The sequence below is a fragment of the Heyndrickxia faecalis genome (assembly GCF_040267745.1).
In the GTDB taxonomy this organism is placed as follows: domain Bacteria; phylum Bacillota; class Bacilli; order Bacillales; family Bacillaceae_C; genus Weizmannia; species Weizmannia faecalis.
Genome location: NZ_CP158453.1, coordinates 2,160,077 through 2,183,456, shown reverse-complemented (window position 1 = coordinate 2,183,456; position 23,380 = coordinate 2,160,077). Strand labels below are relative to the sequence as shown.

Sequence of the window (23,380 nt, the reverse complement as noted above, 5' to 3'; positions counted from 1 at the left end):
TTGAAGTCCGGATGTTCCGGGAATCGTGAAAAACTTGACACATACCGGGAACGGGGGTTTGTTGTAATAGGAGAAAAAACCATTTATACTGGTTATACGCATGATTTTTATATGGTTGCCGCAAATTGAGCGCGGCATGGTGCAAACAGAAAGGGGATTGCCATGAACGAGAAACAACGTTTGGAACAGCAGCAAGTGAACCCTGTAGAGCCTGCGGACAAAAAATCCGAAAAGGACTACAGCAAATATTTCCAATCGGTTTATATTCCGCCGAATTTAAAAGAAGCAAGAAAACGGAGCCGGAAACCAGTCCAGTATTTTAAAGACTTCGAAATCGATGAAGACTTAAAAGGCATGGGCGACGGATTGAAATTTTACATCCGGACTTACGGCTGCCAAATGAACGAACATGACACGGAAGTGATGGCCGGCATTTTTATGCAGCTTGGTTACACACCGACCGAAACGGTGGAAGATGCGGATGTGGTTCTGCTAAATACATGCGCCATCCGTGAAAATGCCGAAAATAAAGTGTTTGGCGAAATCGGCCACCTGAAACCGTTGAAAACGGAAAAACCGGACATGCTGATCGGGGTTTGCGGCTGTATGTCGCAGGAAGAATCCGTCGTCAATAAAATTTTGCAAAAACACCCGCATGTCGATATGGTTTTCGGCACCCACAACATTCACCGCCTGCCGCACATTTTAAAAGAAGCGTATATGTCCAAGGCAATGGTTGTGGAAGTATGGTCCAAAGAAGGCGACGTGATCGAAAGCCTGCCGAAAGTGCGCAAAGGCAACATCAAGGCATGGGTAAACATCATGTACGGATGCGATAAGTTCTGCACGTATTGTATCGTGCCGTATACGCGCGGAAAAGAGCGGTCAAGGCGTCCGGAAGACATCATCCAGGAAGTGCGTGAACTGGCAGCCAAAGGCTACAAGGAAATCACGCTGCTCGGCCAGAACGTCAATGCCTACGGAAAAGATTTTGATGACCTTGAATACGGACTTGGCGATTTGATGGATGATCTGCGCAAAATCAACATCCCGCGCATCCGCTTTACCACGAGCCATCCGCGCGATTTCGACGACCGTCTGATCGAAGTGCTGGCGAAAAAAGGAAACCTTGTCGAGCATATCCATCTTCCTGTCCAGTCTGGTTCAAGCGAAATTTTAAAAATTATGGGCCGCAAATATACGCGGGAACAATATTTGGAACTCGTCAGAAAAATCAAAGCCGCGATTCCGAATGTGGCGCTGTCTACCGATATTATTGTCGGTTTCCCAAACGAAACCGAAGAGCAGTTTGAAGAAACCTTGTCCCTGTATAAAGAAGTCGGGTTCGAAACGGCCTATACGTTTATTTATTCCCCGCGCGAAGGCACGCCGGCAGCCAGAATGAAAGATAATATCCCGATGGAAGTGAAAAAGGAAAGGCTGCAGCGCCTGAATGAACTCGTCAATGCCTATTCAAAAGCGGCCATGGAAAAATACGAAGGCCAGGTTGTGGAAGTGCTTGTAGAAGGCGAAAGCAAAAACAATCCGGAAATTTTAGCCGGTTACACACGCAAAAACAAACTCGTCAACTTCAAGGGGCCGAAATCAGCAATTGGAAAACTTGTGCAGGTAAAAATTACGAAGGCGAAAACATGGTCACTGGACGGGGAAATGGTGGCCGTGCCTGATCCGGCCGGGGTGGAAGCGTGATGCAGAAGTTTACAAAAGATGATATCGTCGCAAAAGCTGCCGAACTTGCGAAAATGATTGCGGAAACGGAAGAGGTCGATTTTTTTAAGCGGGCGGAAGCGCAAATCAATGAAAATGAGAGAGTCCGCAATTTAATTGCCAATATTAAAGCTTTGCAAAAGCAGGCTGTCAACTTGCAGCATTATGGAAAAAAAGAAGCATTAAAACAAGTAGAAGCCAAAATAGATAAACTGGAGGAAGAACTGGACGGCATCCCGGTCGTTCAGGAATTCAAGCAGTCACAGGTGGACGTAAACGACCTGCTCCAGATTGTCACAAATACCATTTCCAATACGGTCACGGATGAAATCATCAAATCGACCGGCGGCGATCTTTTAAAAGGCCAAACCGGATCCCAGGTGAAATATTCTTCCGGCACCCTCCACTGAAAAAAACGGTGTGCATCTGTGCACACCGTTTTTTTGGTGCGCAGCACAAGGCAAATCCATTGTACGGGCACCCTCCTATTGTCGCGGCATATGTTAGGATTACCCGGAGGTGGCGAGAAAAAGAATTGGCACACCGGCCTGGGTAAAAGCATAGGATGAATTGAAAATAGATGAGGAGGGTTCGCTCGAATGGCAGAATATAGAGAAATCATTACAAAAGCAGTCGTTGCGAAAGGGCGCAAATTTACGCAGTCCAATCATACGATTTGCCCGCCGCAGCATCCTTCGAGCATTTTAGGCTGCTGGATTATCAACCATAAGTACGAAGCCAGGAAAATAGATAAAGAAGTTAAAATCCGCGGCTCTTATGATGTGAACATCTGGTATTCCCATAATGACAATACGAAGACATCGGTCATGACGGAAAAAGTCGAGTATACCGATACCGTTAAATTGCATTACAGGGATCCGGATTGCCTGGACGACAAAGAAGTCATCGCAAGCGTCCTGCAGCAGCCGAATTGCATTGAAGCGGTCATTTCGCCAAACGGCAATAAAATCATTGTCAGTGTTGAAAGAGAGTTTCTCGTGGAAGTCATCGGAGAAACAAAGGTTTGTGTTGCCATCTCGCCTGAAGGATGCAGCGATGACGATGAATGGGAAGAAGAAAGCAGCGACGAGTTTGAAGAATTAAACCCTGACTTTTTAGTGGGAAGTGAAGAAGAATAGAAGCCACAAACTAGGAGACATGCACTCCTAGTTTTTTTCTGGGCATCCGGCGGTAAAAGCGCGGCCATTTGCCCCACCAAAACGCATGCTTAGAATGCACGCGAAATCCTGTAATGGGTTTTGACACAGGCAGAAAAAACCTGGCATCCCTGGAGGAGACATTGAAAATCAACAGACAAGGCCCGGCTTTGTAAAATGATCCGTATTTCAATTTATGAAGGCCTTCATGCAAATATGTTATAATAAACAGGATTGAAGAATGATTGAAAAGCAGGAAAGGAATTTGGTAAGAATGGCTGCGTATACCCCAATGATCCAGCAATATTTGCAAGTGAAGGCGGAATATCAGGATGCCTTTTTATTTTTCCGTCTCGGCGATTTTTATGAAATGTTCTTCGAAGATGCCATTAAAGCGTCCCAGGAACTGGAAATTACATTAACGAGCAGGGACGGCGGCGGCGACGAGAAAATCCCGATGTGCGGGGTACCGTACCATTCCGCCAGCACTTATATTGAACAGCTGATTGATAAAGGCTATAAAGTGGCGATATGTGAACAGATGGAAGACCCGAAACTGGCAAAGGGTGTTGTCAAGCGGGAAGTCATCCAGCTGATTACCCCTGGCACCTTGATGGAGGGCAAATCGCTCGCGGAAAAAGAAAACCACTATATTGCGTCTGTTGCATCCCCGGCGGACGGGAATTTCGCGATTGCCTATATAGATTTGTCAACAGGGGAGGGCAGGGCTTGTCTTTTGGAAGGCCCGTTTGAAGAAGTACTGAACGAACTGGCGTCGATCGGCGCAAAAGAAGCTGTGGTAGATCCGGAATTTCCGGATGAATACGCGCGGCTAATGAAAAATACAGGAAATATCACCATTTCGTTTGAAACGGATACGGCTGTAAAGGAAGGCTTTGAAAGGCTTCTGCCCCAGTTGGAACCGGAGCTTTTGCGGCTGGCTGCAGCAAGACTGTTAAACTATTTATTCCGCACGCAGAAAAGGAGCCTCGATCATCTGCAGCCGGTTGAAATGTATGAAGTCCGCCGGTTTTTAAATATTGATTATTACTCCAAGCGTAATCTCGAACTGACTGAGACGATCCGCGGGCAAGGCAAAAAAGGATCGCTTTTATGGCTGCTCGATGAAACGATGACAGCCATGGGCGGCAGGCTTTTAAAACAGTGGATCGGCCGGCCGCTGCTTAAGCAGGAAAAAATAGAAGCACGGCTTCAAATGGTGGAAACCTTTTTAAACCATTACTTTGAGCGGGAGGATATCCGCGAGCGCCTGAAGGAAGTATACGACCTGGAAAGGCTTGCCGGCCGGGTGGCATTTGGCAATGTGAATGCACGTGACCTCATCCAGCTGAAATGCTCGCTACAGCAAATTCCGGGTATCCGGGCGGTCATGGAAAGCTTGGAAAGCCCGGAAAGCAAAAAATTGGCGGCGCTTCTTGACCCGTGTGAAGAACTGACAGATTTGCTCGAACGCGCGATTGAGGACAATCCCCCGGTTTCCGTGAAGGAAGGCGGGATGATCCGCGACGGCTATAACGAAGAGCTGGACCGCTACCGCGACGCGAGCAAAAACGGCAAGCAGTGGATTGCAAGCCTCGAACGCGACGAGCGCGAGCGGACCGGAATCAAGTCGCTGAAAGTCGGATACAACCGCGTGTTCGGCTACTATATTGAAGTGACGAAGGCGAACCTCCACCTGCTCGAAGAAGGCCGCTATGAACGGAAACAGACGTTGGCGAACGCCGAGCGGTTCATCACACCGGAATTGAAAGAAAAAGAAGCGCTTATTTTACAGGCGGAAGAAAGAATGATCGATCTGGAATACGAGCTGTTTACGGAAATCCGGGCACATGTAAAAGAATTTATTCCCAGGCTGCAGCGCCTCGCAAAAGCGGTCAGCACGATTGATGTGCTGCAAAGCTTTGCCGTCGTAAGCGAAAAACGCCACTACACAAAGCCGGTATTCCGGGAAGACGGCGTGCTGAAGATTACGGAAGGGCGCCATCCGGTCGTGGAAAAAGTACTCGATTCGCAAAGCTATGTGCCAAACGACTGCCTGATGGATGAAAACCGAGAGATTCTGCTGATTACCGGGCCGAACATGTCCGGGAAAAGCACGTATATGCGGCAAATTGCGCTGACGGTAATCCTTGCGCAAATCGGCTGCTTTGTGCCGGCACGCGAGGCGGAGCTGCCGGTTTTTGACAGGATTTTTACACGGATTGGCGCAGCCGATGATCTCATTTCTGGCCAGAGTACGTTCATGGTCGAAATGCTTGAAGCGAAAAACGCGATTGCAAACGCAACGGAACGAAGCCTGATTTTATTTGATGAAATCGGGCGCGGAACGTCTACATATGACGGGATGGCACTCGCCCAGGCGATGATCGAATACATCCATGATGAAATCGGGGCCAAAACGCTTTTTTCCACCCATTATCATGAGCTGACGGCGCTTTCTGCGGAACTGGGCAAGCTGCAAAACGTCCATGTCAGCGCCATGGAGCAAAACGGCAAAGTGGTTTTCCTCCATAAAATCAAAGAAGGCCCTGCAGATAAAAGTTACGGGATCCATGTGGCAAAGCTGGCCGGCCTGCCGGAACAAGTGATTCGCCGCGCCGAAAAAATTCTCCATGCGCTTGAAAACCAGGATAACGGCGAAACGCAGATGAACCCCCCGGAGGCGGCTGCTGCCACAGAGCCCGCGCAACTGTCCTTTTTTGAAGAGCCGGAAACGCCGCGTCAGAAAACGGTTGAAGCAAAGGAAAGAAAGGTGCTCAAGCAAATTAGGGAACTCGATTTGCTCGAGATGACGCCGCTTGCGGCCATGAATGCACTCTATGAGATTCAGAAAAAATTAAAAAAATAGGTGGTGTTGTCCGCGATGGGAAAAATTGCACAACTGGACGAGTTGCTTTCTAACAGGATTGCAGCCGGTGAAGTGGTCGAACGGCCGGCATCTGTCGTGAAGGAACTGGCTGAAAATGCCATCGACGCGGAAAGCACAGTTATCGAAATTGATGTCTGGGAAGCCGGTATGGAAAAAATCCGTATGATTGATAATGGAACCGGCATCGAGCCTGACGATGTTGAGCTTGCTTTCTCACGCCACGCCACAAGCAAAATCAAAAACGAACATGATCTGTTCCGGATTCGTTCGCTCGGTTTTCGCGGCGAAGCGCTCCCGAGCATTGCTGCTGTTTCCCGTGTTGAAATCGTCACCTCAACCGGAAACGGGCCCGGGACAAAAGCGGTCATTGAAGGCGGGAAATGGGTGGCCCGCGAACAGGCGCCGAGCCGGAGAGGAACGGAAATTACGGTCACCGATTTATTTTTTAACACGCCTGCGCGGTTAAAGTATATGAAGTCGATCCATACCGAGCTCGGCAATATTACCGATGTGGTGAACCGCCTCGCGCTCAGCCACCCCGAGGTGTCTTTCCGCCTCCGCCACGGCGGAAAGATGCTGCTTCAGACAAGCGGGAACGGCGATGTGCGTCAGGTGCTTGCCGCCATTTACGGCGTGAACATTGCCAAAAAAATGATTCCGGTACAAAGTCAAACACTTGATTTTGAAATCAACGGGTTTATCGCTTTGCCGGAAATTACGCGGGCTTCACGCAATTATATTTCCACGATGGTAAACGGCCGGTTTATCAAAAATTATGCGCTTGTAAAGGCCATATTAGAAGGTTATCATACACTGCTCCCGATCGGCCGCTACCCGATTGTGTTGATGTCGCTAAAAATGGATCCGGTTTTAGTCGATGCGAATGTTCACCCGGCCAAGCTTGAAGTGCGGTTCAGCAAAGAAAAGGAGCTGTGCCGGGCGATTACGGGCGCGATTAAAGCTGCTTTCAAAAAGCAGGAATTGATTCCGTCCGGCATGGTGCGGCAAGCAGAAAAACCAAAACAGGAACAGGTGTCGTTCCAGCTTGACCATTTGCCGGGAAAAACGGAACCGGAAACTCCGAAAGCTTTCTCCGCGCCTGTTGCGCCGCACCCATCGCCCCGGCCGGAGGAAACGGAAATGGGGCAGCACGATAAAAGCCCGGATGCAGAACCCCATCTCAGCGTGGAACAGCCGGCCGCAGATTTCCCGGCATTTTCAGGGGAAAATCTGGATTCTGTTTTTCCAGATGAAATCCATGAACCGGCGCGCGATGGATTTGATGTTGAAGAGGCAAGAGGGCAGGACGCGGCACAGCAGCCGGCATCCCGCATCCCGCCGATGTATCCGATCGGCCAGATGCACGGCACGTATATTTTTGCCCAAAATGAAAACGGCTTGTATATCATTGATCAGCACGCCGCCCAGGAGCGGGTCAAGTATGAATTTTTCCGCGAAAAAGTCGGCGAAGTGAAAAAAGAAGTGCAGGAAATGCTTGTGCCGCTGACTTTAGAATACGCAACGGACGAAGCCATTAAAATTCAGGAGAACCTCGATGCGCTGAAAGAGGTCGGCGTTTTCCTTGAACCATTCGGGCACAACAGCTTCATTGTCCGTTCCCATCCGACATGGTTTCCGAAAAATGAGGAAAAAGAGGTCATTGAGGAAATGATCGAGCATGTCCTTTCTATAAAAAAAGTCGATATTAAAAAATTGCGTGAAAAAGCGGCGATTATGATGAGCTGCAGAGGGTCCATCAAGGCGAACCGGCATTTGCGCAATGACGAAATCCAGGCACTGCTCGATGCGCTCCGAATGGCATCCGACCCGTTTACATGCCCGCACGGCCGTCCAATCATCATCCATTATTCGGTGTACGAACTCGAAAAAATGTTTAAACGGGTCATGTAACTCCCGGATCGCGAAACCCCTTGATGATCAAGGGGTTTCAATCTTTTTAACGGGTGTTTGACCACAATTTGACCACATTTCAAACATGTTTGAGATCGTTGTATTGTTCAACCTTTTACTAGCGTATCGATACCATCTTCCACTAAAGGCCCATCAGCCCGTTAACGATAAGTGCTTTGGGTGAAATATGGGAGTTGGTACAGTTTTTGTTCTGGTTCTTTTTGGTTTTTGTCATTCATTGTGATTCTAAGAAAAAGCCTAGGGGGCCTTTACTATCTTTCACAAGCGATATTATCATGGTCCCTGTCTTTTTCTTTATTGTTGTCATACAAGGCTTTTGAAACGTATGGCTTATAATGCGTTTTTCCACCTTTGTTTTTTGCGCTTTTACTTCTTGCAACACCGCCTTTGTAATCTTTATTCAAGGCTTTACAGTTGGCATAAATCTTTGTTTTTGCCGCATCAACATCATGAGAAGTAGCAAATGATACCCCGAAAATTAGGCCGGAAGCCACTGCAACTGAAATGATTTTTCTCACTATAATTCTCCTCCAAGTTCACTTAAATGATTTTATATAGTCACAAATGAAAAGGATGTTATAACTTCCATATATACCTAATTCTTGTAGTGGACGGAACAACTTCGGTATGAGCAATTGGACACCATCGTGTTAAAGAATATAGAATACATATCTATCAAGTAGACTGAGGTTTCGATGCATTCATCCGATTTTCATCTGCAAATGACTTTACAGACGGGCAATTTCCTTGACCTATCCGATTTGGTCATTGATTTTTACTTTGCTTCATCATATTAATTTCGAGTTCTGCGTCTGCAACTTTTCTATTTACAAAAATGACACCATTCCGAAGATCTTTGATTTCCTCTTTGACGCCTGCAATCTCACCGTGGAGATGGTGGACATCCATTGATAGGGCATCAATTTTTGTTGCAGTTGTTTCTTCTGAACGGTCGCGTATGGCTCTGACAATTTGTCCCAGTTCTTTTTGGCCTGATCCCATAACTTCCAATCTTTGTTTCATTTCTTTTTGACCCGATTCTAGGACTTCAAACTTATTGTTCAGCTCTTTTTGGCCGGATTCTAAGGCTTCAAACTTTTGGTTCAGCTCTTTTTGACCCGATTCCAGTGAGCTTAGCTTCTTAAGGATAAGTTCCAGCTTCTGATCCATTATCAATCTCCTTTCAAATGGTTTTGATGAGCTTCTTCTTCGGGGTGAATTTCTATCACCATCCATTATATATTGCATTTTTAATCCAATCCATAGGAATTCATCTCTGTCCTGAAAATATGCGCCGGCTGATTCTCATCTTCCGCTGGCATTCAATACGGCATCGGCATCTTATTTGTTTTGCAAGGCGCAGATTGCTTTCAATCACGGGCCGTACAAGTCCTTTTGTTTCCTCGTCGATTGCAAGCGCCACGCCGGAGGCCACTTTTCCAGGATGCAACGGCTGACGGGCCACCATCACGACGACGTGCAGAAAAGCAGCGACTGGTCTTTGTTTTAAGGTATTGGGCGGATGGAAGGAATTAATCATGGAAAGAGCCGTCTTTGCTTTGTGCGAGCATTACCAGCTGGTATTCATAAATCAGTTTGTCCAATAATTGGCTTTGGCGGATTGTTTCCGGGTGGTTCATGCCGTTTTGTTTGGCACACTGCATCAATTGTTCGCGGAGGATGAAAATATTGCGGGACAGATGGGCAGAGGCAAGTATGAGATACTGATTCGTTTTTTCCATGCAAACATCCCTTTCGGAGAAAAATAAGAAGATTAGAAAAACAGTTTTGAAGAAAAGGCAGCATGAGCGTGTTTTGGAGGCGGTTGTGCTTAAGATGGTTTTTTTGCGGAGCTGGCAGGCATATCGTTTGAATCAGGGTCAATGGCATGCCTGAGCAAAACGATATCTTCATATATGCTTTTTTTCACAGCCTCATACGGGCATTTGTGGTATTCATCTAAAAGCCGCCCTAATTCAATGATGAAAATGATGCGTTCGTCATTTTTAACCATACGAAAAAACCTGCCTTACATAGATCATAATGATTATCCGTATTATATAGTATAAATGGACCGGATGTGAAGCAGGACTTTAGCCCTATACACACTTTTTTAAATATTTTTTCGTAAGTGAATTTTCAAGGATGAATAAAATCCCGAAAAAAGGGAAACTGTATAGATGTTCTGTTTGCTGTTTTATGGTACGATAGAGACGGAAAAATCCGGGGATTTAAAGAATGCTGCAATCTCCGGCATAAAAGGTAGGGTACGAATGGCAAAACAAAAACTGATCGTACTGATCGGCCCGACAGCATCAGGAAAAACGGCACTTAGCATCCGCCTCGCGAAAAAATTCAATGCTGAAATCATCAGCGGCGATTCGATGCAAGTATACAGAGGCATGGATATCGGCACAGCAAAAATTACGCAGGCTGAAATGGAAGGGATTCCCCATCACCTGATCGACATTAAAAATCCGGATGAGTCTTTTTCGGTTGCTGAATTCCAGCAACTGGTACGGGAAAAAATAAGCGATATTGCTTCCCGCGGCAAGTTGCCCATGATCGTCGGCGGCACAGGGCTTTACATACAATCTGTCTTATACGATTACCGTTTTTCGGACATTGCCGGAGATCCGGCATACCGCGCGGAACTTGAAAAGATTGCAAGGCGGGAAGGGCCCGGCCTGCTTTATAAATTACTGGAAAAAACCGATCCGGAAAGTGCCGCAAAGATTCATCCACATAATGTCAGAAGGGTGATCCGGGCGTTGGAAGTATGCCATTTTTCCGGTAGGACGATGCAAGACTACAAGAAACAGCAACAGGATGAACCGCTTTATTGTGCGGCGCTCATTGGGCTTGTGATGGAGAGGGAGAAGCTGTATCAACGCATTAACGAACGGGTCGATCAAATGATGGAACGCGGTTTAATCGAGGAAGTGAGAAAGTTGTATGACAAAAATTTGCGCGGTGTCCAGTCCATCCAGGCGATCGGCTACAAAGAGCTTTACGATTACTTTGACGGGCGCATGACCCTTGACGAGGCTGTTTCCCGCTTAAAACAAAATACAAGGCGTTTTGCCAAAAGACAGCTTACCTGGTTCCGCAATAAGATGGAAATTGAGTGGTTTGACATGACAAAAGAGGAAGAAAAGGAAAAAAAATTTGAAGAAATTTCCGCTTTCATAGCAGGAAAGCTACAATTAAAATCGAATAGTTTATAATATAGAGTATAGCCAGGAACACGCGTGACTTCAGTCATGAGATGCTCCGGGCACCGAACCGCAGAAACTGCGGGGGCTGCCTGCTAAAATCACCGGAGATCCACCGGCGTTTGCAGGAATCTCGCGGCTTTAGTCATGAGCAGGTTAAAATAGAGAGAAAGAGGAGGATTCGCAATGAACAAAGCCATCAATATTCAGGACCAGTACTTAAACCAATTGCGGAAAGACGGTACGGTTGTCACAGTCTTTTTGATGAACGGCTTTCAGCTTCGCGGCCAGGTAAAAGGCTTTGATAACTTCACCGTGCTGATTGAAACAGACGGCAAACAGCAACTCGTTTTCAAACATGCGATTTCAACGTTCCAGCCGCAAAAAAATGTTCAAATCAATTTCGAGGAAAATTAAAACAAAATGTCCGGCAGCTTGCCGGGCATTTTAAATATGTGTACTGTTATCCGCTTCTGAAACATAAACTGATACAGATCATTATTTCTCGGGAAAGCGCAAAAACCGACAATTTCCCCCGCCATTTTGGATGGTGCTGATTTTCGACCGGTGCGGATTTGAAAAACAACCGGTTTTCTTATGCCGGACAACAAGTTTTTGTACGTGGGCATTTGTCACACTCCCGGCCCAATCCGCGTATATTGTCTGTAGAATGCGAGGTGGCGGTGATGGATCAACCGATTCGTATGAAAAATAACGGCCAGATCAATATTGTCCTCCATGCGGGCCAAAGGGAGGCCGTTATTCCCCAGCCGAAAATAGAAACCGGCAAAAAAGATTTATCAGCAGAACATGAAATTTTAAAAGAAATTGAAGATGAACTTGGCACGCTCGTCGGAATGGAAGAAATCAAAAAAATGGTTAAAGAAGTTTATGCCTGGATCTATATTAACAAGAAAAGGGAAGCCGCCGGGTTAAAAACGGGAAAGCAGGCCCTTCATATGATGTTTAAAGGCAATCCCGGAACCGGCAAAACAACTGTCGCCCGATTGATCGGGAAATTGTTCCATAAAATGAATGTATTGTCAAAAGGCCACTTGATTGAGGCGGAAAGGGCCGATCTGGTTGGCGAATACATCGGCCATACGGCGCAAAAGACAAGAGATTTGATTAAAAAAGCGATCGGCGGCATTTTATTTATTGATGAAGCGTACTCTCTCGGCCGCGGCGGCGAGAAAGATTTCGGGAAAGAAGCAATCGATACGCTTGTAAAGCATATGGAAGACAAACAGCACGAATTTATTTTAATTTTGGCCGGCTATTCAAACGAAATGGATTATTTCCTGAGCCTGAATCCGGGACTGTATTCCCGGTTTCCGATCGTGTTCAACTTTCCTGATTACTCGGTAGAGGAACTCATGGATATCGGGAAAAGGATGCTGACGGAAAAAGAGTATACGCTCAGTTTGGATGCAGAACGGAAGCTTCGCGATCATCTGGCTTTTGTCAAAACAACGAGCACCCCTGCCAGTTTTTCAAACGGCCGGTATGTGCGGAATGTAATTGAAAAGTCAGTGCGCGCCCAGGCCATGCGGCTGTTAATGCAGGCTTGCTATGACCGCCATGAGCTGGTCACGCTGCGCAGCAGTGACCTTGTTTTTCCGGACTGACGCCTGCATCCTATGCGGTTTGCAGCAGGCACTTATTTTCCGTAGGGAAGCTTAAATCGGCTTTTTCGGCCAGATGTTTCGCACGGAAAATAAGCAGCCCGGGAAGACATTTTTAAGAAAGGTAAGCCCGGGCATAACAGCGCCCGGGCTTTTTTAATGGGGGCGGTAAAAAAGCGATATCGCATGAAGCCATGCCCTGTTTCCCAAAAAAAGCGCCTCGACATGTTATACTTGGGCGTTTTTTGGTAAGATAACAGGTATACTGGACGGAACAGGTGATGAAATGGAAAATAAAAAAGAAAGAGCAATTCTTGTCGGATGCGAATGGAGCGGCATCAGCCACAGCCGTTTTGCCTATTCAATGGAGGAGCTGAAGCGGCTTGTCGAAACGGCGCAGGGGGAAGCGGTGCTTGAAGTCGTACAAAAACGGGACAGGGTAGATGCTGCTACGTATATCGGAAAAGGCAAGGTAGCGGAACTAAGGGCGCTTGTTTCAGAACTGCAAGCTGATCTGATTGTTTTTAACGCGGAACTTTCGCCGAGCCAGCTCCGCAATCTCCAGGCCGCGGTGGATTGCCGCGTGCTGGACAGGACACAGCTCATCCTTGATATTTTTGCGACGCGTGCCCGCTCAAAAGAAGGGAAGCTCCAGGTGGAACTGGCGCAACTTGAGTATTTGCTGCCGCGTCTTGGCGGGCGCGGGACGGAGCTGTCGCGGCTCGGGGGCGGAATCGGCACGAGGGGGCCGGGGGAAACCCAGCTTGAAACGGACCGCCGCCATATCCGCCGCCGCATTTCTGAAATCAAGGCGCAGCTTGAAACGGTTGTCCACCACCGGGAGCGGTACCGCGAAAGGCGGAAAAAGAACCATGTGTTTCAAATTGCGCTTGTCGGCTATACCAATGCCGGAAAATCGACATTGTTTAACCGCCTGTCTGCCGCAAATTCTTATGAAGAAAACCAGCTGTTTGCCACGCTTGATCCGATGACAAGAAAAGTTGTGTTGCCAAGCGGTTATACGGCTTTGTTGACGGATACGGTCGGATTTATCCAGGACTTGCCGACGACACTGATTGCGGCGTTCCGCTCGACCTTAGAAGAAGTGCGGGAAGCCGATTTGCTTTTGCATGTCATTGACAGTTCCAACCCGGATTATGACAACCATCAAAAAACGGTGCAGCGCCTGCTTTCCGAACTGGAAATGAACCATCTACCGCAGCTTGCCGTTTACAATAAAATGGATATAAAAGACAGCCATTTCGTGCCCAATGCACAAAACAGCATCATGATCAGCGCGAAAGACGAAAAAGACATCCACCGGCTGCTGTTGGAAATTGAAAAACAAGTGTTGGCCGAAATGGTGCCGTATCGCGCGCTTGTCCCGCAAACAGAAGGAAAGCTGCTTTCAGTTTTAAAAAGTGATACCATTTTAAGAGAACTAATTTTTAAAGAAGAAAATGAGGCATACCAGTGCAAGGGATATGCGCTTCCAGGCCATCCGGTTCTGGGCGCGATACAACAATATGCTGAATAAAAACCTTGCGCGCGGGTGCATGCAGCGGGTTGCCTTGCATGCACCCCATATTTTGAACGGAAAGGTGTAGAAGATGTACCAGTATTTGACTCATGGTGCCAAACTCAGGCAAATGGCAGAAGAGGCCGAGCGTCAAATTCGCCCGGTCCACAGCGCAATAGAAAAACGGGCGGAAGCGAACCAGTTCCGCGTTTTGCAAAGTTTTCAAAAGTATAAAGTGAGCGAGTCGCATTTTTATCCGTCGACCGGATACGGCTATGATGACGCCGGCAGGGAAACACTTGAGAACATATATGCCGATGTTTTCGGCGCGGAAGCCGGGCTCGTCCGCCCGCAAATCATTTCCGGGACACATGCGATTACGATTGCGCTTTTCGGCGTCCTCCGCCCGGGGGATGAATTGCTATACATAACCGGAAAGCCGTACGATACGCTTGATGAAATTACAGGGGTGCACGGTAGTGGCAACGGTTCGCTGCAGGAGTTTAACATAACCTATAATTATGTAAACTTGAAGGAAGACGGCACGGTCGATTTTGAAGCGGTAAGAAAAGCGATCCATCCCCATACAAAAATGGTTGCGATCCAGCGCTCAAAAGGATATGCGTCAAGACCTTCGTTTACAGTGGATGAGATCGGGGAAATGATCCGCTTTGTAAAAGAAATCAAGCCGGATGCAGTTGTGTTTGTCGACAACTGCTACGGCGAATTTGTAGAGGAGAAGGAGCCATGCCATGTTGGCGCGGATTTAATGGCCGGTTCGCTTATCAAAAATCCGGGCGGCGGGCTTGCGAAAACGGGCGGCTATATTGTCGGGAAGAAAAAATGGGTGGAAAGCTGCGCTTACAGGATGACATCTCCCGGAATTGGCGCGGAAGCAGGAGCATCGCTTTACAGCCTTCTTGAGATGTACCAGGGCTTCTTTCTGGCGCCGCATGTGGTGGCAGAGGCATTAAAAGGTGCGGTGTTTACATCGGCAATCTTGGAAAAATCCGGGATGAATACGTATCCGAAATGGGATGCGCCGAGGACGGACCTCATCCAGTCCGTTGAATTTGGCGACCCGGACAGCATGGTCGCCTTTTGCCAGGCGATCCAGTTTGCTTCACCGGTGAATTCATATGTGACGCCATACCCGAGTGATATGCCCGGTTATGCGGACGATGTCATCATGGCAGCTGGCACGTTTATCCAGGGGGCAAGCATCGAGCTTTCCGCCGACGGCCCGCTCCGCCCGCCATACACTGCCTATGTTCAGGGCGGCCTTACGTATGCGCATGTCAAAATGGCCGTCCTGCTCGCGCTCGACCGGTTGATGGAAGAAAATCTTGTAGATCCCAGTTGAATTTTTCCCTGCTTTGATCTACGGTCGGCTGGATTTCAACCGGGCACAATGGTTCGCCCGTTTAGAACCGCCTTTTTTCAATGCGGCCAGTTGCTGGTTGTGTTATAATAACAGGATGATATTTGATGAGGTGATCGCATGAATAAGAGGCCGCATTTGCTTTTAATTGACGGGATGGCGCTCCTTTTCCGGGCTTTTTATGCCACTGCCGTGACGGGGCAGTTTATGGTGAATTCTAAAGGGATGCCGACAAACGGCGTGCAGGGCTTTTTGCGCCATTTGCTTTTGGCGGCTGAGAACAAAAAACCGACGCATGTGGCCGTTTGCTGGGATATGGGGAGCAAAACGTTCCGCAACGACCTGTACGGTGAATATAAAGCAAACCGGGACGTCCCGCCGGTTGAGATGATTCCGCAATTTGACCTGGCGAAAGAAACAGTGGAAGCTTTTGAAATTCCAAATGTCGGAGTGGCCGGGTATGAAGCGGACGACTGTCTTGGCACCCTTAGCAGCCGGTTCAAAGACGAGGCGGATATTTCCATTTTGACCGGCGACCGCGACATCTTGCAGCTTTTGGATGACCATGTGGAAGTCCATCTCCTCCAAAAAGGGTTCGGAAATTATAAAACCTATACAAAGGCGGCGTTTATGGACGAATACGGGGTGACGCCGCGGCAGTTTATCGATGTAAAAGCGCTGATGGGCGATGCAAGCGACGGGTATCCGGGTGTGAAGGGGATCGGTGAAAAAACAGCGTTTAAGCTCGTCAGCCGGTTTGGAAACATCAGCGGCATTTTGGAGCATCTCGGGGAGCTCACCCCGTCGCAGCAGAAAAAAATCGAAGCGGGATTGGAGATGCTGCACCTGAGCAGAAAACTTGCTGAAATCCGTTGTGATGTGCCTGTGGCTTTTTCTTTGGAAGAAGCGCGGTTTGGCCAGATTCCTGAAACGTTTATGGAACTGATGGAGGAACTGGAATTAAAAATGGTAAAACGCCATTTGGTTACAGCGCGGATAAACGCAAGCTTCATTTCTTAACCACTTTGCCCGGTTTAATTGGGGACGGAAAGTGGAAAAACAGCATTCAGGACAAGAATGCTGTTTTTCTTCTCCGTTTTGCGATTGTCAGATTTTTGTATTGGACTTTTTCGCGCGGTTTTCAAGGGTTGTTTTTGGGTCCGGCGCGAATGCCGCATCCTGTGCGATTCCTTGCGGCGTAACGGAATTTGCCGCTTTACCGCGGTTTGTATTGTCTTTTTTAGCCATCCTGATCACCTCTTGTTATAGCATGCCCAAATTCGGGGAAATTTTGATAAAGGGATCCCCGGGAAAGTCAGGCGTGCCGCAATGGATAAATGCACGTGCAATGCGGATGGGAAAGCTGGCGGAAAGAAAGAAGGGATAAAGATGGAAAGAAAACAACTCATCCGGGAAGTGGATGAAATATTAAAGACGTATTGTGAAGGCTGTTTTTTAAAATCGCATTTCCGGAAAACACGTGGGAAAAAATATGCCCACCAGTTTTGCATCCGGCAATGCACGGTAGGCGAAAAGCTGAAAAAATACGGCGACCGGTTATCGTGACGGGTGTTACAAAATGCGGGAAACAGGCGGCACCCGAAAACGGTTGCCCGTCTTGCCGTATTAAATCGAACAAAGTCGGCTCAGACAACAGGCGTGGCGGAAGACATCGCAGACTGTAAACAGTATACTGATGCAACAACCGGAAAAATGCCACAATCCGGTATTGTGAGGACTTACACAAATGCAGAAAAATAAAAGGCTGGCATAAAAGCCAGCCTCGTTGCATTCTATGATTTATGAAAGTTTTGTTACATTCGCTGCCTGAGGTCCGCGGTTGCCTTCAACGATGTCGAAAGAAACAGCTTGGCCTTCTTCCAATGTTTTGAATCCTTCACCTTGAATAGCGGTGAAATGAACGAAAACATCGTCTCCACCTTCAACTTCAATGAACCCGTAGCCTTTTTCGTTATTGAACCATTTTACTTTACCGTTTTGCATTTCTTAATCCTCCTAAATCAAAAGCACGTTCGTGCCAAAAAATGTTGCATTAAACAGATGAAAAACCGCTATCAAGGTCTGGGAAATCACTTGTTTAATGTTATAATTAATATACTCCATCCGGTATGGATAGTCAAGACAAACGAATCAAAAATGAGGGAAAATTGTTGTGAATTCTTAAATTTGCAAGCGGTTTAAAACTGGCGCAGCTTTTTTCAGGAATTCTTGTACATCATCCGTGATTATAGTAAACTGATGGTATTGTTATTGTACCGGCAGACTCAATATTTGTTGTAAGAATGGGGGCCCGTGGATGCCGACACCTAGTATGGAAGACTACATTGAACAGATTTTTATTCTGATTGAAAGCAAAGGATATGCGCGTGTTTCTGATATTGCAGAAGCGCTTTCCGTTCATCCTTCATCCGTCACGAAAATGGTACAGAAGCTGGATAAGGATGATTATCTTGTTTATGAAAAATACCGCGGACTGGTCCTCACCCCTAAAGGCAAAAAAATTGGAAAACGGCTCGTCGACCGCCATCATTTGCTTGAACAGTTTTTAAGGATCATCGGGGTCGACGAAGAAAATATTTATAGAGATGTAGAAGGAATTGAACATCACCTGAGCTGGAATTCCATTGACCGGATCGGAGACCTTGTCCAATACTTTGAGGAAGATCCGGGCCGGGTGAACGACCTGAAGCGGCTTCAGGCACAAAACGAGGATTGAATTTTCCGGCCTCCCTGCCCTTGAAATGGGTGCTGGTTCCTTTTTATGCACCGGATGATGGGGCATGTTGCCTAAAAGGCTGTCTGCCGGCACGCATCAGGATTTAGAACCCTCCCTGCTTGATGCAAGCAGGGCTCTTTCCCGCCAGCCGGAAAACAAACTTCGCATGGCGCCTTTATGCAGAAAATTAGGGCTAGAGCCAAACGATTTTCCGGTATGGGTGAAAAAATCCTTTTTTCAGGTGCAATGGGCTACAGGGGTATGTAGAATAGAAGATGGAAGCAGATTTTTGATGAAGCGGAGGATTTGACATTGCCAAGCCATTCGATTGGAAAGACGGATATTGATATTGCACAGCATGCTTCGCTGAAACCGATCAAAGAAATTGCGGAAACCGTGCAGCTTGCAGAAGAAGACCTTGAATATTACGGGAAATACAAGGCGAAAATTACATATGAAAAAATCAAGCAGCTTAAAACCAAAAAAGACGGAAAATTATTTCTTGTCACTTCCATCAATCCGACGCCGGCTGGGGAAGGCAAGTCAACCGTCACAATCGGACTCGGCGATGCATTAAAACAGCTGGGCCATAAAACCGTGATTGCCTTAAGGGAGCCATCACTCGGACCGGTCATGGGGCTGAAAGGGGGCGCAACGGGCGGCGGTTATGCACAAGTCTTGCCGATGGAAGAGATCAATCTTCATTTCACAGGCGATTTTCATGCGATTACCGCTGCCAATAATGCCATTTCCGCTTTGCTGGACAATCATATCCACCAGGGAAATCGATTGCAGATTGACCAGCGCCGCATTGTCTGGAAGCGGGCGGTCGATTTAAATGACCGGGCGCTGCGCCATGTGGTCGTCGGTCTCGGCGGTCCCGGCCAGGGCGTGCCCCGTGAAGACGGATTTGACATTACGGTGGCTTCTGAACTGATGGCCGTTTTATGCCTGGCGGAAGATCTCGAAGATTTAAAAAGGCGGATTGCGAACATCGTTGTAGCCTACAATTACGAAAAGAAACCCGTGACCGTCGGTGACCTCGGAATCGAAGGCGCGATTGCCTTATTGCTGAAAGATGCTTTGAAACCGAATCTTGTCCAGACGATCGAACATACACCGGCGCTTGTCCACGGTGGCCCGTTTGCCAATATTGCGCACGGCTGCAACAGCGTGATGGCGACCAAAACCGCTTTGAAACTGGCCGATTATGTCGTCACGGAAGCCGGCTTTGGTGCCGATCTCGGTGCTGAAAAATTCCTCGACATTAAAGCGCGGGCAGCCGGCTTGAAACCGGACGGCGTTGTGATTGTCGCCACCATCCGCGCATTAAAAATGCACGGCGGGGTGCGCAAGGAAGATTTGGCGGCAGAAAATATTGCAGCTCTTGAAGCCGGGCTTTTAAACCTGCAAAAACATGTTGAAACGATCGCTTCATTCGGTCTGCCGTTTGTCGTTGCCATCAACCGGTTTATATCGGACAGTGATGCGGAAATTGCTGTCTTAGAAAATTGGTGCAGTGAACGTGGCATTCCTGTGTCGCTTACGGAAGTGTGGGAAAAAGGGGGCGCAGGTGGCATAGATCTTGCGGCCAAACTGCTGGAAGCCGCCAAACAGCCACATACATTCAGGCCGGTTTACCCGCTTGAATCAACCATTGAAGAGAAGATAGAGGCGATTGTGCGTCAGGTGTATGGCGGCCGCGGTGCCGAATTTTCCGCGAAGGCGCAAAAACAAATCCGCGAATTTGAACAATTCGGATGGGGACATCTTCCTGTTTGTATTGCAAAAACGCAGTATTCCTTATCCGATGACCCGCACAAAACGTGCCGTCCGTATGATTTTGCGATCCATGTCCGCGAACTTGTCCCGAAGCTTGGCGCCGGGTTTATCGTTGCCCTGACAGGAGACGTTCTGACCATGCCGGGTCTTCCGAAAGAACCGGCCGCTTACCGGATGGATGTTGATGCGGACGGCCGCGCATCCGGGCTCTTTTAAACGGGGGACAGGCGATGTTTGACCCAACTGCTTTTGAAAATATGAAGACTGTATTCGAAGGTGCTGCCTATGAGCTTGATTTACGAGGGGAAGCATCCATCACCGGAAGAAAAGACCTGGTCGACCTGGCGGAAATGTCCCGGGAATACCGCATTACGCTTCAGCTTCCGGAATGGCAGGAAGCAAGCGTAACGATCTGTCTTTCGGCTTCGCTCGGGCAGCTGGCGGCGGAAATACTGGATCTCGCGTCCGGCGCCAAAGCGGGTGCCAGTGCGGCCGTAACTTTTTCCTGGAAAAACAGAGACCGATCCGCTGATTATAAACAGATTATCTTTTCCGCATGGGGAAACGGCAACCGGCGCCGCATCGAGGAAAGGACTGTCCGCTCATCACGCTCGGGTGTAACCGAAGAAGTTGCCATCGATTTTGCCCGGCTGATAACGGAAGATTTAATGGATGATTTGCTTAAGATGCCCGCAGATGCCGTGAAGACTTTGCGCCGGATGAGGGTCTAACAAAAGCTGCATGCTCTGTCGTGCAGCTTTTGGCTTGCTTGCCCAAAAAACATGATAAAATGAAGGCAAAGAAAGGGGCATTTATGTATAAACATCCGGTTCTTTTACAGATTGAACTGTTCGCCCGCGCTTTCCACAGCGGAGATGCTTCCGGTCATGACTGGCACCACATTAGGCGTGTCCGCGGGCTTGCACTCTATATTGCGGAAAAAGAGGAAAAAGGTGATCGATTTATCATTGAAGCTAGCGCCCTTTTGCACGATATTCCGGACGTAAAGCTGAACGCGGACAACCAGAAAGGGGCGAAAAAACTGAAGGCCTTTTTAAACAGCCTGCCGCTAGCGGAATATCAAAAAGAGCAAATTCAAAATATCGTTGCAAGCATTTCTTTTAAAGGCGGCAATGAAACAGAACTGTTGCATTTTGAGGCAATGGCTGTCCGTGATGCCGACCGGTTGGATGCAATCGGGGCAATTGGGATCGCTCGCGCATTCGCATACGGCGGAAAAAAGGGTCAGCCGCTCTATGACCCGGAACTGCCAGTGAGAAAACAAATGACTGAAGAAGAATATCGAAACGGGAAAACTTCCTCGATCCATCATTTTTATGAAAAGCTATTACTTTTAAAAGATAGGCTGTACACTGAGACGGCGAAAAAACTTGCAGAAGAACGCCACTACTTTATGGAGCAGTTTTTACAGGAATTTTTCAAAGAATGGAATGTTGAACGATGAAAATATTTCAAGCTCAGGGACTGACAAAATCTTACGGGGAAAAAGTGCTGTTTGGTGATCTTTCTTTCCACATTGGGGAACAGGAACGGATCGGCCTTGTCGGCGTCAATGGCACCGGAAAATCGAGCCTGCTGAAAATCATTGCGGGACAGGATGAAGCGGATAGCGGGGAACTGAGCACGCCGAACGATTATACCATTGGTTATTTGCCGCAGGAGCCTGAACTGAATCCGGCCTTCACGGTCCTTGAACAGGTATATAAAAGCGAGTCTCCAATTATGGCGCTTTTACGTTCCTATGAAGAGGCGCTGCTTGAAGTCGGGAAGGATCCGGGAAATGCAGACAAACAGGATCGATTGTTCCGGCTGCAAAAAGAAATGGATGCCGGCGGTGCATGGGAAGCCGGCGCCAATGCACAGACGGTCCTTTCAAAACTTGGCATCCGCGATTTGGACAGAAAAATTTCGGGATTGTCAGGCGGACAGAAAAAGCGGGTCGCCCTTGCCCGGGTATTAATGGAAACACCCGATTTGTTGATTTTGGATGAGCCGACCAACCATCTCGACTATCCGGCTGTCAAGTGGCTGGAAGCATTTATTGCAAAATATCCCCGTTCTGTCCTGTTTGTGACACATGACCGCTATTTCCTCGACCGGGCGGCAAACCGGATTTTCGAGCTTAATGGTGGAAAACTGTACAGCTACAAAGGGAATTACCAGGATTTTATGGAAGCAAAAGCGCAGCGGGAAGAAGCGCAACTGCAGCAGGAAGAAAAACGGAAAAATTTGTACAGGCGGGAGCTTGCCTGGATGAAGCGCGGGGCAAAGGCGCGTTCGACAAAACAAAAAGCAAGGATCGGGCGTTTTGAAGAACTGGAATCCAGCCTCGGTAAAAGCCCCCGGCAGCAGGAAGCCGATATCGCTTTGTCCGGCAGCCGCCTCGGCAAACAGGTTTTTGAACTGCAGCATGCTAATAAAGCGTTCGGTTCAGAGACGATTCTAAAGGATTTCAACCTGCTCGTAAAGCCGGGTGACCGGATCGGCATCGTCGGGAAAAATGGAAGCGGAAAATCAACTTTGATGAACATTCTCGCTGGCAGGATTCCGCTCGATTCCGGGGAACGCCTCACCGGGCAGACCGTCAAAATCGCGTATTACCGTCAGGAAACGCCAGGCATGAATGAAGATAAGCGGATGATCGAGTATATACGGGAAGCGGGGGATACGGTGACAACAAAAGACGGGGAAACGATTTCCGCCGCGCAAATGCTGGAAAGATTTCTTTTTGACATGCACACGCACGGCACCCCGGTCAGAAAACTGTCGGGCGGCGAAAAGCGCAGGCTGTATTTGCTCAGGCTTCTGATGTCGCGGCCAAATGTGCTGCTTTTGGACGAACCGACGAATGATCTCGATACGGAGACGCTTACCGTGCTTGAAGATTATATCGGAGAGTTTCCGGGCGTCGTCATCTCGGTTTCACACGACCGCTATTTTCTTGATAAAACCGCGGAGCAGCTGCTTATTTTTGAAGGCGGCGGCAAAATCAGCCGCTTTTTCGGCCGTTACAGCGACTACCTCGAAATCGCGCATGAAACGCCGGCACAGGAGGAAAAAACGGATGTGCCAAAGCCTAAACGGGAACCGAAACGAAAAAAATGGTCTTATCATGAACAACGGGAATGGGAAGAGATAGACGAAAAGATTGAAGCATGCGAGCAAACCATTGCCGAACTGAACGAACAATTGGAACAAGCCGGCTCCGATTTTGTCAAAGCTCAGGAAATTTCAACAGCGCTCGAAGAAGAAAACGAACGGCTGGAAGGCCTTATTGAACGCTGGAGCTATCTTTCCGAACTGCAGGAAAAAAACGACAACTAATTCTGAGGAAGGCGACCCGTTTTTTGCCGGAAAAGCGTGACAGTTGGTCCGTCGCTTTCCGGGCTGGAG

Annotated in this window: 23 protein-coding genes; 17 read left to right on the top strand and 6 right to left on the bottom strand. The window is 48.0% G+C overall.

Features of this window, described 5'->3' with window-relative positions; genetic code table 11:
- The first annotated feature begins 162 nt into the window (after nucleotides 1-162).
- The 5 genes from miaB (at nucleotide 163) to mutL (ending at nucleotide 7,686) form a co-directional block, all read left to right on the top strand.
- The gene (gene miaB / locus ABR335_RS10645; RefSeq protein WP_026683679.1) at nucleotides 163-1,710 is read left to right on the top strand and encodes a tRNA (N6-isopentenyl adenosine(37)-C2)-methylthiotransferase MiaB; all 1,548 of its coding nucleotides are present in this window, start codon (nucleotides 163-165) and stop codon (nucleotides 1,708-1,710) included.
- Nucleotides 1,710-2,138, top strand: a complete 429-nt coding sequence (locus ABR335_RS10640) for a RicAFT regulatory complex protein RicA family protein (protein ID WP_014098491.1) — start codon at nucleotides 1,710-1,712, stop codon at nucleotides 2,136-2,138. Before miaB ends, ABR335_RS10640 begins: the two co-directional genes overlap by 1 nt.
- Nucleotides 2,139-2,327: 189 nt before the next feature.
- Nucleotides 2,328-2,867: an outer spore coat protein CotE gene (locus tag ABR335_RS10635; protein ID WP_014098490.1), complete on the top strand. Its 540-nt coding sequence runs from the start codon at nucleotides 2,328-2,330 to the stop codon at nucleotides 2,865-2,867.
- A 259-nt stretch (nucleotides 2,868-3,126) separates the two neighbouring features.
- Complete coding sequence (gene mutS, locus ABR335_RS10630) at nucleotides 3,127-5,754, top strand: DNA mismatch repair protein MutS (protein ID WP_043052501.1); 2,628 nt, start codon at nucleotides 3,127-3,129, stop codon at nucleotides 5,752-5,754.
- Nucleotides 5,755-5,769: 15 nt separating this feature from the next.
- On the top strand, nucleotides 5,770-7,686 hold the full coding sequence (gene mutL, locus ABR335_RS10625) for a DNA mismatch repair endonuclease MutL (RefSeq protein WP_014098488.1): 1,917 nt from the start codon (nucleotides 5,770-5,772) through the stop codon (nucleotides 7,684-7,686).
- A 272-nt stretch (nucleotides 7,687-7,958) separates the two neighbouring features.
- On the opposite strand, the gene ABR335_RS10620 is transcribed toward mutL, so the two are convergent.
- The 4 genes from ABR335_RS10620 to ABR335_RS10605 all read right to left on the bottom strand — a co-directional run bounded on the left by ABR335_RS10620 (nucleotide 7,959) and on the right by ABR335_RS10605 (nucleotide 9,721).
- Nucleotides 7,959-8,225, bottom strand: coding sequence for an excalibur calcium-binding domain-containing protein (locus tag ABR335_RS10620; RefSeq protein WP_017551563.1), 267 nt, complete (start codon nucleotides 8,223-8,225; stop codon nucleotides 7,959-7,961).
- A gap of 247 nt (nucleotides 8,226-8,472) precedes the next feature.
- Nucleotides 8,473-8,877 carry a hypothetical protein gene (locus ABR335_RS10615; protein ID WP_017551564.1) on the bottom strand — a complete coding sequence of 135 codons (405 nt, stop codon included), beginning with the start codon at nucleotides 8,875-8,877 and terminating at the stop codon, nucleotides 8,473-8,475.
- 362 nt (nucleotides 8,878-9,239) lie between these two features.
- Nucleotides 9,240-9,449, bottom strand: a complete 210-nt coding sequence (locus ABR335_RS10610) for an aspartyl-phosphate phosphatase Spo0E family protein (protein WP_014098484.1) — start codon at nucleotides 9,447-9,449, stop codon at nucleotides 9,240-9,242.
- Between the two features lie 89 nt (nucleotides 9,450-9,538).
- Nucleotides 9,539-9,721 carry a hypothetical protein gene (locus ABR335_RS10605; RefSeq protein ID WP_014098483.1) on the bottom strand — a complete coding sequence of 61 codons (183 nt, stop codon included), beginning with the start codon at nucleotides 9,719-9,721 and terminating at the stop codon, nucleotides 9,539-9,541.
- Between the two features lie 259 nt (nucleotides 9,722-9,980).
- Between ABR335_RS10605 and miaA the strand changes: the two genes are divergently transcribed.
- The 6 genes from miaA (at nucleotide 9,981) to ABR335_RS10575 (ending at nucleotide 16,467) form a co-directional block, all read left to right on the top strand.
- Complete coding sequence (miaA, locus tag ABR335_RS10600; protein WP_026104631.1) at nucleotides 9,981-10,934, top strand: tRNA (adenosine(37)-N6)-dimethylallyltransferase MiaA; 954 nt, start codon at nucleotides 9,981-9,983, stop codon at nucleotides 10,932-10,934.
- 174 nt (nucleotides 10,935-11,108) lie between these two features.
- Entirely contained in the window at nucleotides 11,109-11,339 is a 231-nt protein-coding gene (gene hfq, locus ABR335_RS10595) for an RNA chaperone Hfq (protein WP_013859183.1), read from the top strand.
- Between the two features lie 269 nt (nucleotides 11,340-11,608).
- Nucleotides 11,609-12,550 (top strand): stage V sporulation protein K, encoded by a 942-nt coding sequence (gene spoVK, locus ABR335_RS10590; protein ID WP_014098480.1) that lies wholly within the window; start codon nucleotides 11,609-11,611, stop codon nucleotides 12,548-12,550.
- A 283-nt stretch (nucleotides 12,551-12,833) separates the two neighbouring features.
- Nucleotides 12,834-14,084: a GTPase HflX gene (gene hflX / locus ABR335_RS10585; protein WP_014098479.1), complete on the top strand. Its 1,251-nt coding sequence runs from the start codon at nucleotides 12,834-12,836 to the stop codon at nucleotides 14,082-14,084.
- A 73-nt stretch (nucleotides 14,085-14,157) separates the two neighbouring features.
- On the top strand, nucleotides 14,158-15,429 hold the full coding sequence (locus tag ABR335_RS10580; protein ID WP_014098478.1) for an aminotransferase class I/II-fold pyridoxal phosphate-dependent enzyme: 1,272 nt from the start codon (nucleotides 14,158-14,160) through the stop codon (nucleotides 15,427-15,429).
- 138 nt (nucleotides 15,430-15,567) lie between these two features.
- Entirely contained in the window at nucleotides 15,568-16,467 is a 900-nt protein-coding gene (locus ABR335_RS10575) for a 5'-3' exonuclease (RefSeq protein WP_035188528.1), read from the top strand.
- Nucleotides 16,468-16,554: 87 nt separating this feature from the next.
- On the opposite strand, the gene sspL is transcribed toward ABR335_RS10575, so the two are convergent.
- Nucleotides 16,555-16,695 (bottom strand): small, acid-soluble spore protein L, encoded by a 141-nt coding sequence (gene sspL, locus ABR335_RS10570; RefSeq protein WP_013859188.1) that lies wholly within the window; start codon nucleotides 16,693-16,695, stop codon nucleotides 16,555-16,557.
- Between the two features lie 141 nt (nucleotides 16,696-16,836).
- Here sspL and ABR335_RS10565 point away from each other — a divergent pair, with 141 nt between their 5' ends.
- A complete protein-coding gene (locus tag ABR335_RS10565) occupies nucleotides 16,837-17,013 on the top strand; it encodes a zinc-finger domain-containing protein (protein WP_014098476.1) in 177 nt (58 codons plus the stop codon).
- A 234-nt stretch (nucleotides 17,014-17,247) separates the two neighbouring features.
- Here ABR335_RS10565 and cspD read toward each other — a convergent pair whose 3' ends face one another.
- Nucleotides 17,248-17,451, bottom strand: coding sequence for a cold-shock protein CspD (cspD, locus tag ABR335_RS10560; protein WP_013859190.1), 204 nt, complete (start codon nucleotides 17,449-17,451; stop codon nucleotides 17,248-17,250).
- Nucleotides 17,452-17,764: 313 nt separating this feature from the next.
- On the opposite strand from cspD, the gene mntR reads away from it, so the two are divergent.
- The 5 genes from mntR to ABR335_RS10535 all read left to right on the top strand — a co-directional run bounded on the left by mntR (nucleotide 17,765) and on the right by ABR335_RS10535 (nucleotide 23,311).
- Entirely contained in the window at nucleotides 17,765-18,184 is a 420-nt protein-coding gene (gene mntR, locus ABR335_RS10555) for a transcriptional regulator MntR (protein ID WP_014098475.1), read from the top strand.
- 312 nt (nucleotides 18,185-18,496) lie between these two features.
- On the top strand, nucleotides 18,497-20,182 hold the full coding sequence (locus tag ABR335_RS10550) for a formate--tetrahydrofolate ligase (protein ID WP_035185072.1): 1,686 nt from the start codon (nucleotides 18,497-18,499) through the stop codon (nucleotides 20,180-20,182).
- Nucleotides 20,183-20,196: 14 nt separating this feature from the next.
- Nucleotides 20,197-20,697 carry a hypothetical protein gene (locus ABR335_RS10545; protein WP_026683684.1) on the top strand — a complete coding sequence of 167 codons (501 nt, stop codon included), beginning with the start codon at nucleotides 20,197-20,199 and terminating at the stop codon, nucleotides 20,695-20,697.
- Nucleotides 20,698-20,780: 83 nt separating this feature from the next.
- On the top strand, nucleotides 20,781-21,431 hold the full coding sequence (locus ABR335_RS10540) for an HD domain-containing protein (RefSeq protein WP_035185082.1): 651 nt from the start codon (nucleotides 20,781-20,783) through the stop codon (nucleotides 21,429-21,431).
- Nucleotides 21,428-23,311, top strand: coding sequence for an ABC-F family ATP-binding cassette domain-containing protein (locus ABR335_RS10535; RefSeq protein ID WP_014098470.1), 1,884 nt, complete (start codon nucleotides 21,428-21,430; stop codon nucleotides 23,309-23,311). The genes ABR335_RS10540 and ABR335_RS10535 overlap by 4 nt, the downstream gene beginning before the upstream one ends.
- The last annotated feature ends 69 nt before the right edge of the window (nucleotides 23,312-23,380 follow it).